Here is a 13,548-nt window from a genome sequence, read left to right as displayed (position 1 = left end):
GGCCTCATTTTTTACCAGTTCCGAAATTTCCCCCTACATTTGTACCGTATGTTGAAGCGACTTATTTGTACTGCCATCTTCATATTATCAGTACAATTACTTTGGGGCCAGAACTATCAATACCATACATTCAGGAATATTGCTATCGGGCCTGAAGCTACCACTATTAACGCTTTCGCCCAGGATAGTCTCGGCCTCATGTGGCTGGGTACCAACAATGGCCTCTATAGCTATGACGGCTTTTCTGTACAATCTCACCTTGGTAAGGATACCTCCCATAAAACATTTGTCTACGACATCATCGTCGTCAATAAGGAATTGATGTGCCTGGCCATGGAAAATGGCATCTTCTTTTATAACTACCAAAAAGATGAATATGAACCAGTGCCCGTACAATTCCCAACCGATGTACGCACCCTGCTGCTTGAAAATGATAATCTGTGGATCGGCTCTTTCAAAGGACTGTTTAAATACAACTTCACCCATAAAAAACTGGAAAGTGTCGGCTATAAAGGGTTATCCAACCACACCATTTATTCACTGACCCGTACCAGTGACGGAGACATTTTGATCGGCACTTATAATGGCCTGTATTGCCTTTCGGCAGATAAATCACAGGTCCGCCAGATCCCCTTAGCCGACCTTCATAAACGCAGCAACCTTTTTGTCAACGCTTTATTTGAAGACACGGTGCGTAACCTGATCTGGGTAGGTACAGAAGGGGGCATCTATTATTACGATCTGATTAAAAACCTCGCCGTCAAACTACCCATCCTCCAGGACCATTCTGTAAAGTCATTGATGACTGACAACAGGAATAACCTGCTGATAGGTACCGACGCCGGGTTTTACATATACGACCCCGCCTCTGAGCAATTGGAGCATATTGTACATGACGCCCGCAACAAAGGCTCTATCGTCAATAACATTATCTGGAGCCTGTTTGCCGACAAAGAAGCCAACATTTGGCTGGGTACCGACTACGGCATCTCCCTGTTACAAAACCACAACAGCCTGCAGGTTATCCCCATCTTTGATATCACTCATGAAAAGGATGGGAACCGGTTTTATAATATCTATAAAGATCACTACGGCGATTACTGGCTGGGGGGTACAAATGGTATTATCCGTAGCACCTCTCCGGGAGGCCATGAGATATCATCTGCATGGTATAAGATGGGAGATAAGTCCCTGCCTATTTCGCACAACCGCATCAGGGATATCTTTGAAGATACAAACAACAACGTGTGGGTAGCTACAGATGGTGGTATCAATCGATACGATCGGCACACAAAAGCATTCGTCAATTATAATATTATCGATAGCTCTCAGTCACGTAATGCTAACTGGGCCTATAATATTCAGGAAGACGACCAGCAAAGGTTATGGATCGCCACCTACCTGGGAGGGATTTTTGTGGTGGATAGGTCCCTGCTCACTGCAGCTCCTATTATAGCCATGCACAACTTCGCTGCTCACAATGGACTGGCCGGCAACTCCGTGAACCAGCTTACAAAAGATCCGCAGGGAAATATCTGGGCATTAATTTATAACAGGGCCGTGCATAAGATTAACCCACACACCAATCAGGTAGAAACCCTGATGGATGGATCAAAACATCCCTCTTATATGTTCGCAGATGATGCGGGTGTAATCTGGATCGGTTGCCCCGGCAATATCGTCAGAATAAAAGATGGCCAGCAAAAGATTATCCCATTTAAAGCTGACCAGATATTAAGCATGGAACAGGTAGATGCCAATATCTGGATCTCCACCAGTGAAGGTATCTGGATGATGGACAGAAATACCACCACGGTACAGCGATTCAACAGTGGGCAATCTGCCTTTACTTCCATGTATTATGATAAGGACCAGCATGCCGTCTACCTGGGAGGAGCTGATGAATTAGGGATCGCGGCATCGGTTATACAACCTGCCACTGGTGCCGGCAATCAGCTGTATCTCACCGCCATGTATATCAATGGTAAACTATCCGGATCTATAAGATATAAGAACGATATCCGTCTGAGTCATGAGCAGAACAACCTTGCTTTCGCCGTTTCTGACCTCAGTTATTCAGATCCTGAAGGCACCCGGTATGTATACAGGATCACGCAAATAGATGATGACTGGAATACATTGCCACTCAATAATAACCTGATCACCTACACCAATCTCAGTTACGGGCATTATACCCTGCTGGTGAGTAAACTCGATGCATATGGAAAACCATTTGCCAATCCGTTAAAGCTATCGATCACCATTATTCCACCATGGTACTATACCAATCTGGCGAAAGCGATTTATTTTTTGATCGTGGTCGGACTCGTGCTCTGGGCAATCAACTTCTTCAGGGTAAGGCATAATCTCAAGATCGAGCGTATAGAAAAACAAAAAACGGTAGAGCTGACCAATCTGAAACTCAACTTTTTCACCGATATCTCTCATGAGCTAAAAACGCCCCTCAGTCTGATCCTTGCACCTGTAAGCCAGATGCTGGCAGAAAGCAGAAGTCCGCTGAAAAAGAAGCAACTCGAAGGGATACAGCAAAATGCGCTGAAGCTGAACGCTTTAATTCACAGGGTACTGAACTTCAACAGGGCTGATAGCAGTGCGCTTTCCGCCTTGGTATTGTCAAAGCTGGAACTGGTGACTTTCGCCAGAAAGCTGTATGACTCTTTTAGCAACCAGCAGATATCTTTTACTTTCACCTGCAACAGGGAAGAGATTTATATGGATACTGATGTGATCAGAACAGAGGCGATCATCACTAACCTGCTATCCAATGCCTGTCGGTATACGCCTGAAGGAGGGGCTATCCATCTGGATATCACCCGGCAAAACAATGTAGTGGCAATAAAAGTAACCGATACTGGCATTGGTATTCCAGTTGCTGATCTGCCATATGTATTTGAGCGATTTTTCAAATCTTCCATTACGGCGAGGAATAAGGAAGGTTCTGGTATAGGGCTTTACCTGGTGAGGAACTATGCGGAACAACTAGGCGGGTATGTCACGATAGCCTCTGTAGAAGGAGAAGGGACTACGGTGACAGTCAGTTTGCCTATTTCTGAAAGAGTGGCTGTTCCCATTATGGGGGAACATAAGAACCAGCACACCCCTTCAGGAGAACAGAGCAACCTTTCAGGGGAACATAACACCCATTCAAAAAACCAGCACACCCTTTCAGGAGAACAGGGCAACTTTTCAGGGGAACATAACACCCATTCAAAAAACCAGCACAACCCTTCAGGAGAACAGAGCAACTTTTCAGGGGAACATAACATCCATTCAAAAAACCAGCACCCCCTTTCAGGAGAACATAACAACCTTCCAGGGGAATATAACATCCATTCAAAAAACCAGCACACCCCTTCAGGAGAACAGAGCAACCTTTCAGGGGAACATAACATCCATTCAAAAAACCAGCACACCCCTTCAGGAGAACAGAGCGACCTTTCAGGTGAACATAACACCCATTCAAAAAACCAGCACACCCTTTCAGGAGAACAGCACACCCTGCCAGAACAACCAGGAAAGCATCCCTCCCCCCAAAAAAAGATCCTCATCGTAGACGACAACCATGAAATAACAGATTTCCTACACCATGCCCTCGCCCCCCAATACCAAATCAAAATCGCCCACGACGGCAAAAAAGGAGAATCCCTCAGCCTCGAATGGCAGCCAGACCTCATCATCGTTGATGTCATGATGCCTGTGATGGACGGCCTTGAAATGAGCAGACGACTCAAAAAACAAGTCATGACCGCCACCATACCTATTATATTATTAACTGCAAAAGACGACCGGCAAACCGAACTAAACAGCATCGACCTTGGCGCCGATGCCTTTATGTCCAAACCTTTTGATATATCTATCCTGCTCTCAAGAATGGAGCAACTACTCAAACGCCGGGAAGACATGGAGCACCAACTCCGTATTTCCTCCCTCACTGACCCAAAAGAAAACAAGACCCTATCCAGAGATGAGCAGTTCCTCTCCGATATCACCCAGATCATAGAGGAAAAAATGGACGATCCCCAGTTCAATGTTCAGGTACTCAGTGAACTGAGCTTTACCAGTTCTAAACAACTGTACCGCAAAATAAAGCAACTTACCAGCCTCACCCCGGTTGAATACATCCGCTCCATCAGGATGAAAAAAGCCGCCGTTCTCTTACAACAGAACAAATTCACCGTGGCAGAGGTCATGTATATGGTCGGATTTTCTGAAGCCTCCTATTTCTCCAAATGTTTCCAGTCAGAATTCGGAGTTACACCTTCTCAATATATTAAAAATAACATATAATCAATATATGTGTCCGTTGTCTAAATTTTATCCTATTATGTCCGATATCAGCCGCACTTAAAAACGAATCTTAAATAGTTTCGAACCGTACGAAAAACTGATACGGTTATTTATGTCCCTAAAGGCAATTCCACTCCTTTGCATGTGCTTGTATTTTACGGCCACGTTTGCTCAACAGACTATCTACGTTGATAAATCTGGTGTGATGCGCTGGTCGGATAGTAAAAAAGAGGCCTCCTTTTATGGAGTGAACTATACCCTCCCTTTTGCACATGCCTATCGCCAGGTCAAAGATCACAAAGCAGCTATTGACAAAGACGTATACCATTTTTCCCGCCTTGGATTCAATGCTTACAGAATACATATATGGGATGTAGAAATTACCGATTCCATCGGAAGGTTACAACAAAATGAACACCTTGATCTCCTCGATTACCTGATTTCCAGGGTACAGCAACGGGGAATCAGGGTGTTAATCACCTGTATGACCAATTTTGGGAATGGCTACCCGGAAAGGAATGAGCCAACAGGTGGGTTTTCCTATTTATATGACAAATGTGATGTGCATAAGAATCCCAAAGCTATTGCTGCCCAGGAAACCTATATCAAACAATTGCTCACACACGTCAATCCTTATACAGGAAAGGCTTACAAAGAGGATCCTGCCATCGTAGGCTTTGAAATCAATAATGAGCCTTGCCATGCAGGAGACCCTTTAGATACTAAAAAGTACATTGGCACTATGGTCGCGGCCATCAGATCGACAGGGAATAAGAAACCAATATTCTACAATGTAAGCCATAACCGGGAGCATGTTTCTGCTTACTATGATTCTGATATTCAAGGCACTACCTACCAGTGGTATCCTATTGGCCTGGTTGCCGGACATACGCGAAAGGGGAATTTTCTGCCTTATGTAGATCAGTACAACATCCCTTTCTCCAACGAAAAAGGATTTGCCACAAAAGCCAAAGCTATCTATGAATTCGATCCGGCAGATATCACCTATAGTTATATGTACCCGGCTATGACGCGGACATTCCGTTCACAGGGTTTTCAGTGGATCACCCAGTTTGCTTATGATCCCATCGATATCGCTGCTTATAATACAGAATACCAGACACATTATTTAAACCTGGCCTATACACCCCGGAAAGCGCTGAGTATGAAAATAGCAGCAGCAGTGGCGAAAGAGGTAAAACGGGGAGAACAATTTCCTGCCTATCCGGCAGATACTGTTTTCGGTAATTTCCGGGTCAGTTATCAGGAAGACCTTAGTCTGCTCAATAATCCACAACAATATTTTTATTCTAACAATACCACCGTTCAACCAATAGCACCTTCACAACTCACCACCATCGCAGGTTATGGCAACTCACCTGTAGTAAAGTATGAAGGCACGGGTGCTTATTTCCTGGATAAACTGGAAAACGGAGTATGGAGATTAGAGTTGATGCCTGATGCGATACAGGTGGCAGATCCCTTTGCACGCCCTGCACCCAATAAGGAGGTCGTAACCATTGCATGGAACAAATGGCCTATGCAATTGCAATTGCCTGATCTGGGTACCCATTTTATTGTCAGGAACCTCCACTCAGAAAGAGATACCATCGCCGAAAAAGGTGCTTTTAACATCACTCCTGGTGTTTATTTACTGATGAAGGAAGATACCCGGCGATGGTCTGCTGCCACTGAATGGGAGCATATTAAATTGGGTGAATTTGTAGCGCCACCAGCGCAGTTAAAACAGTTCGAAGTTGTCCATACACCTTTGGCTGCGGCGGATAGTGGGCAAAACATATCTATAACAGCAGATATAGCAGGACCTTCATTTCCCGACTCTGTGATATTGCAAACAGATCATGTTTCTTTCTGGTCTGATCACAATCCTTATATCCGTTTAGAAAGAAGACATGGATATACCTATCAGGGAACTATTCCTGCCACCATGGTAAGAAGTGAAAATTTAAAATACACCATCACTGTATATAGTAACGGTAATAGCTATACATTTCCTCAAAAAGAAGCGGGTGCTCCGCTTGACTGGAATTTTACTGTGACGCAGTATTTTGAAACAGCCATTACAGATGCGAACATCCTTGATGGAGAAATGGAATATTATTCCCTGTCTGAAAGATCCTTCATACAGGCTGCACCTTACAAAGAACAACCGTACGCCGCCACTGTACAGCAATATACAATGCATGTAAAAGATGACAATGCGCGCTTCTTTTGGAGAAAGAATATTAATAGCAACCAACAATTACAAGCTACAAAATTCTTGTGTTTATTCATTCCTGCAACTACATTAACAGCATTAAATATTGGCTTTATTACTACAGACGGGTACACCTATTCACAACAAATTTCATTAAACAATGACCAGCATATTTATAAGATACCTATTGCAGCTTTAGCACAGGATAGTACAGCTTTATTGCCTCGTCCATACCCGGCATTCATGAATCAGTATTTCATACCAAAAACCAACATTGACTTTAATATTTATAAAATTGAAACACTAAACATTTCCACATCAGACAAGGTGCCAGACAACGCTTCCATAGACATTGGAGCCATCTGGCTTGAATAAACAGATCGTATAAAATTTTTAATTCCACAATATGAAGAAATCAATTTTCCGCAAATTTCTATTCTGCCTGTGCATGGCGGTTAGCTTTCTGGGAGTGCATGCTCAGGGGCAAAGTCGTATCGTAAAAGGTACTGTGACCGATGAAGGCGGGAAAGCACTTGAAAGAGTGTCCGTACTTGTAAGCGGTACAACCACCAGCACCCTGACCGATGCTTCCGGAGCGTTTACCGTGCAACTGCCTTCAGGAAAAGATGTACTGGAATTTACCTATGTAGGTGCGGCTAAAAAAGTCGTAAAAGTGGCAGGTGACACCGTACAGGTTGTAATGTCTTTCGAAGACAAAAAACTGGAAGAAATAGTCGTGATCGGCTATGGCACCAAAACTAAAAAAGATATGACAGGTTCCGCTGTCAGCATCAGTACCAAAGACTTTAACCCGGGATTAGTCGGTTCTTCTGAACAGCTGATCAGTGGTAAAGCTTCAGGTGTGCAGATCATGACCAATAGTGGTTCTCCCACCGCTGGTAGTACCATCCGCATACGTGGTGGCGCCTCTTTAAGTGCCAGCAATGCACCGCTGATCGTATTGGATGGTGTGCCACTGGAAACAGGTGGTATCAGCGGGAATTCTGACAACTTTTTAAGTATGATCAACCCCAATGATATTGAAAGCATTACCGTACTAAAAGATGCTGCATCTACAGCCATCTACGGTTCCAGGGCTTCAAACGGGGTATTGATGATCACGACTAAAAAAGGCAAAGGCGATCAGCTGAAACTCAACTTCTCTTCTGTAGTTACCCTACAGCAAAGAAAGAATGTAGCTGATATGATGTCGCCATCACAGTTCAGAGATGTGATCAATACACAAGGTACCGATGCTCAAAAAGCCCTCTTAGGCAGTAGTAATACCGACTGGCAGAAAGAGGTTTTTAAGAATGCAATGGGTACGGACAATAACCTGGGTGTAACCGGAAAGATAGCGAAAGCAGTGCCTTTCCGTGCTTCTGTTGGCTACTACAACCAGAACGGTAACCTGCAGACGGATAATACACAACGTTTCACAGGTTCACTGGTCATCACACCCAGCCTCTTCGACAAACATTTAAACCTGACCTTCAACCTGAAAGGTGCTGCGAACAATAACAGGTTTGCCAATACAGATGCCATCTGGTCTTCTGTCGCATTCAATCCTACACAACCTGTATATTCCGGTAATTCTACTTTTGGTGGTTTTTATGAAAGCCTTGATAACAGCGGCGTACCTGCTACCGGTGCCAACAGGAACCCTGTAGGATTATTGGAACAGGAAAAACGCAAAAGTGATGTGTACAGAAGTATCGGCAACTTTGATGCGGATTATAGATTCCATTTCCTGCCTGATCTGAAAGCGCATGTCACCTTAGGTTACGACTATAGTAAGGGTGAAGGCTCTGTATATATACCAGCTGCTTCTGCAGATGGCTATAGCGTGGGGGGATCTAATAACACGTATTCCCAGACAATGAAGAACAAATTGTTCACAGGGTACCTGAATTACGCGAAGAACATTAATAACACGCACCGCTTTGATGCAACTGCCGGTTATGATTACCAGCATTGGAGCGCCAAAAGCCCTGCTATCACTTATTATAATGAAAAAGGTGAATTGCAGTCTACCGCCAAAGCATCCGATGAGCGACATGTACTGCTGTCTTATTATGGAAGAGTGAACTACACGTTATTATCCAAATATATGATCACAGGAACCGTCAGAAGAGATGGTACCTCCCGCTTCAGCCCTGAAAACAGATGGGGTACTTTCCCTTCTGTAGCAGTGGCCTGGAATGTAACAGACGAGAATTTTCTGAAATACAATAAGGTACTTAATAACTTAAAATTAAGGGCCAGTTATGGTGTAACAGGACAACAGGATGGCATCGGCAACTATAGCTACCTATCCGTGTATCAAAAGGGAAACAGTTACGCAAACTATCGCTTTGGGGATGAATATTTGTATGTATACAGACCATCTGTCTATGTATACGATCTGAAATGGGAAACAACAAAGGCATTCAACTATGGCCTGGACTTTGGTTTTTTAAACAACAGGATCTCCGGTTCAATTGAATATTACAACCGCAAAACCTACGATCTGTTGGCCGATGTATCTGTGGCAGCTGGTACCAACTTTGACCAGACAGCTACTACCAACGTGGGTAATATTGAAAGCCATGGTTTTGAATTTCAGCTGAATACTACGCCGATCAGTAAGCGTGATTTCAAACTGGATGTGAATTTCAATGCCACCAACCAGTACACAAAAGTGACCAATATTTCCCTGGTAAAGGGTTCAAATACAGTGGGCACTTATACTGGTACTGCTGTGGGTGGAAGAGGGATTCAGATACTTACAGCCGGTTACCAACCCAATATGTTCTATGTATACAAACAGGTATACGATGCATCAGGCAAACCGCTGGAAGGTGTATATGCTGATCTGAACAAAGATGGTGTGATCAACGAAAGTGACCTGTACCGCTATCATTCTCCTGCAGCCACCTGGTTGCTCGGCTTCAACACACAAGCTACTTATAAGAAATGGTCCGGTGGCTTTACCCTGCGCGCAAACATCGGCAACTATGTATACAACAATACGAAGATGAGTCTGAGCGCCTGGGAAACTGTACAGTATGTAGATGCGGCCCTGAACAACCTGCATAAAGATTATCTGAAAACAGGCTTCAAGACCCGCCAATATTACTCAGACTATTATGTAGAGAATGCCTCTTTCCTGAGAATGGATAATCTATCTGTCGCTTATAACTTTGGAAAAGTAGCAAAGCACGTGAATATGCGTATCGGCGCTATTGCGCAGAATGTATTCACCATCACCAAATACACCGGACAGGATCCTGAGGTGACCAATGGATTTGAAAGCGCATTCTATCCTCGTCCACGTACTTATTCCATCAACATTAACCTTGAGTTCTAAGTTTATGAAAAAGATATTATCCTGCATATTAATGATCACCATGCTGGCCGCCTGTACAAAGGATTTGAACCAGGTACCCAGTGTGGAAGAAACATCTGAATCTGTATACACTTCTCTTGCTAATTATAAATCCGTACTGGCCAAACTCTACTCAGCCTTTGCTGTAGCGGGTATTGAAAAAGGTGATGGCAATGCGGATATGGCAAGTAGCACTGCATCATGGGGATACCTGAGGGTATATTTCAACCTGCAGGAAGTACCCACTGACGAAGTGGTGTATACCTGGGCCGGTGGCGATAACCTCACGAATATACAATACATGACATGGGGCGCTTCTGACACCTGGGTGAGTGCGATGTATTATCGCATCTATTATACCGTTGCCCTCTGCAATGAGTTCCTGAGAAATGCGACAGATGCAAAGATCGCTTCCTTCTCCGAATCCGATCAGACCACGCTGAAAGTGTTCAGGGCCGAAGCCCGTTTTCTGCGTGCACTGGCCTATACTCATGCCATGGACCTGTACGGCAATGTGCCCTTTGTAACTGAAAATGATGAAGTAGGCGCTTTCACCCCGCCACGTATCAAAAGAGCAGACCTGTTTGATTATATCCAGTCTGAGTTGAAAGATATAGAAGAAGTATTGCCTGCTCCTTTGCAAAATGAATATGGCAGAGTAAGCAGAGCTGCTGCATGGACATTGCTGGCCAGGAACTACCTGAATGCCACTGTATACACAGGTACAGCTGATTATACCAACTGTGTGACTTATTGTAACAAGGTGATCACCGGTGGTTATTCTTTGGAGTCAACCTATAAAAAACTGTTCAATGGCGATAATGACAAACGTACAGCAAATGAGATCATCTTCCCTATAGAAGCAGATGCCACCAATACTACTACCTGGGGTTCCACTACCTACCTGGTGAATGGTCCTATCGTAGGCACCATGAAAGCCGCTGACTATGGCGTAGTGTCAGGATGGGCCAGCATTCGCACGCTCAGGGAGTTTGTAAACTCTTTCCCTGATACAACAGGCCAGACAGATATCCGTGGTGATTTCTGGACAGATGGACAAACCCTGAATGTAGATGATCCATCTTCTTCCAGCCAGGGACTCTCTATCGTTAAATTCACGAACCTGAATGATGATGGTAGTTATACCACAGATGGTGGATTGGTAAATACTGATTTCCCTATGTTCCGTTTGGCAGATGTATACCTGATGTATGCAGAAGCTGTACTGAGGGGAGGCACCGGTGGCTCTGTTGGCGAAGCAGTGAATTATGTGAACCAGATCCGCGAACGTGCTTACCTGAATACGTCAGGTGATATTAACGCGTCTACCTTAACGCTCGATTTCATTCTGGCAGAACGTGGCCGTGAACTTTTCTGGGAATGTAGCCGTCGTACAGACCTGATCCGCTATGGTAAGTTTACAGGTGGCGATTATTTATGGCAATGGAAAGGTGGTTCTGTGAACGGACAATCCGTAGATACAAAATATAACCTGTATCCGATTCCATCAACTGATCTGGCTTCAAATCCTAATCTGATCCAAAATTCAGGTTACTAATCTCAAATACACGTTCCATGAAAAAAATAATTTGCTATATACTAAGCATATTCCTTTTCGCCAGTTGTAAAAAGGAAGGAGCAGAGGCAGTATTAACGGGTTTTGAAGATGCGACCCTGACTGCTACGGCTACACAGTTAGCATTGTCACAGTCTGCAAAAGATAGTGTAGTGTTACAGCTGATGTGGGATGCCGGTACCTTAAGCGTCTCTAATGGCTATGCAGTAGAAGAATCATTGATCACAACGACTGTGCAGTATGCACTGGATGCCAATTTTAGCAGCATCAAAAAAGAAGTAGCAGTGACCAGTTCTTCTCTCTCTTACACCACAGCTACTTTGAATACTTTAGTACTTGGATTTGGCCTCACGGCTGGTGAAAGTGGTACAGTGTACGTGCGTGTAAAATCTACCCTCACTGCAAATACATCTTCCAATTACAGCAATGTAGTAACGCTCAGCATTACGCCTTACGAATCAGGGAACGATGCCGCTTATTTATACATGGCGAGCACCGATCTCACCTCTTTTCCCTGGAAACTCTGTGCCCGGAATAAAGACGGGAAATATGACGGCTTTGTAAAAGTAGACCAGTGGTACAATTTCCTGCTTACGAATGAAGAAAGCAACAGTGCTTCCGTGATATACGGTGGTTATCCTGCAAATGATAACCAGTATGTATTATATGCCGGCAGCGATCGTTGGAACTGCTGGACGGCAAATGGCGGATACCTTTATATCACAGCCAATACAAATGCACTTACGTGGAGTGAAACAGTGATCAACTCTCTCAGTGTAGTAGGCGACTTTAATAGTTGGAGTACCACTGCCACACCCATGACGTACGATGCTACCAACAAGATATGGACAGCCAGCATCACCACCACTGCTGCAGAACAATGGGGTATCAAAGTGCTGATCAATCAAAGCTGGAGCTGGTTCTTTGGTACCAGTGAGGAAGCAGGTGTATGTACATTATATACCGCAGATGCAAATGGATTTCCGTATACAAAAGTAGGTACCTACACATTGAAACTGGATCTGAGCGATCCAAAAAACTTTAAATATTCTGTAGAATGAGGAACTTCAAGATACTGGTAGCAATGTTGTTATTGTTCGCATGTGGTAAGGACAATGGTGCTACAACAACGACCACAGATACTTCGGGATTTGCCAAAGGCGCAGATATAAGCTGGCTTACAGAAATGGAAGCATCCGGCAAGAAATTCTACAATGCCGGGGGTACAGAAATGGATGGTATCAGATTATTGCAAACGCTGGGTGTAAATGCAGTACGGCTAAGGGTGTGGGTCAATCCTACAGATGGCTGGTGTAATAAGAATGATCTGCTGGTAAAAGCATATCGTGCACATAGCCTGGGTCTGCGTATCCTGATCGATTTTCACTATAGTGACAGCTGGGCGGACCCCAGTCAGCAAACCAAACCTGCAGCATGGTCCGGCATGAGTGTTGATGAACTGAAAACAGCCGTGGCTGATCATACTACAGAAGTGCTGACCCTGTTAAAAGAAAAAGGGATCACACCTGAATGGGTACAGGTAGGTAATGAAACAGGCAATGGCATGCTGTGGGAAGAGGGAAAAGCATCCACGAATATGGCCAATTATGCTGCCTTGACCAATGCAGGATATGATGCTGTCAAAGCAGTGTTTCCTGCTGCCAAAGTAATTGTACACCTACAAAATGGCAATGATAATTCTTTGTTCAGATGGCTGTTTGACGGATTGAAATCGAACGGTGCAAAATGGGATGTGATCGGTATGTCATTGTATCCCACCAAAGATAATTGGGAAGCATTGAACACCGCTTGTTATGCGAACATGCAGGATATGATATCCCGATATGGTTCTGATGTAATGATCTGCGAAGTGGGCATGGATCAGGAACAGGCAGCCACCGCCAAAAGTTTCCTGACTGATCTGATTGCAAAATCAAAGTCTATTTCCAATAACAAAGTTTTGGGTGTATTTTACTGGGAACCTGAGGCGTATGGCGCCTGGAAGAACTACACAATGGGCGCATTCGACGACTCAGGGAAACCCACTGAAGCACTGGATGCATTTAAATAAACAGACGA

6 protein-coding genes are annotated in these 13,548 nt (G+C 44.2%); all 6 read left to right on the top strand.

Annotated features, from left to right (window positions below; translation table 11 throughout):
• Positions 1-48 precede the first annotated feature (48 nt).
• On the top strand, positions 49-4,308 hold the full coding sequence (locus tag BW716_RS15235; protein ID WP_083723469.1) for a two-component regulator propeller domain-containing protein: 4,260 nt from the start codon (positions 49-51) through the stop codon (positions 4,306-4,308).
• A 142-nt stretch (positions 4,309-4,450) separates the two neighbouring features.
• Complete coding sequence (locus BW716_RS15230; RefSeq protein ID WP_220388766.1) at positions 4,451-6,901, top strand: cellulase family glycosylhydrolase; 2,451 nt, start codon at positions 4,451-4,453, stop codon at positions 6,899-6,901.
• A 31-nt stretch (positions 6,902-6,932) separates the two neighbouring features.
• A complete protein-coding gene (locus tag BW716_RS15225) occupies positions 6,933-9,875 on the top strand; it encodes a SusC/RagA family TonB-linked outer membrane protein (protein ID WP_083723465.1) in 2,943 nt (980 codons plus the stop codon).
• Positions 9,876-9,879: 4 nt separating this feature from the next.
• Positions 9,880-11,451 (top strand): RagB/SusD family nutrient uptake outer membrane protein, encoded by a 1,572-nt coding sequence (locus BW716_RS15220; RefSeq protein ID WP_083723463.1) that lies wholly within the window; start codon positions 9,880-9,882, stop codon positions 11,449-11,451.
• A gap of 17 nt (positions 11,452-11,468) precedes the next feature.
• Entirely contained in the window at positions 11,469-12,530 is a 1,062-nt protein-coding gene (locus tag BW716_RS15215) for a DUF5111 domain-containing protein (protein WP_083723461.1), read from the top strand.
• A complete protein-coding gene (locus tag BW716_RS15210; protein WP_083723459.1) occupies positions 12,527-13,540 on the top strand; it encodes a glycosyl hydrolase 53 family protein in 1,014 nt (337 codons plus the stop codon). The genes BW716_RS15215 and BW716_RS15210 overlap by 4 nt, the downstream gene beginning before the upstream one ends.
• Positions 13,541-13,548 lie beyond the last annotated feature (8 nt).

This window comes from [Flexibacter] sp. ATCC 35208, from assembly GCF_001975825.1.
Classification (GTDB): domain Bacteria; phylum Bacteroidota; class Bacteroidia; order Chitinophagales; family Chitinophagaceae; genus Chitinophaga.
This window is presented reverse-complemented; position numbering and strand designations above follow the sequence as displayed.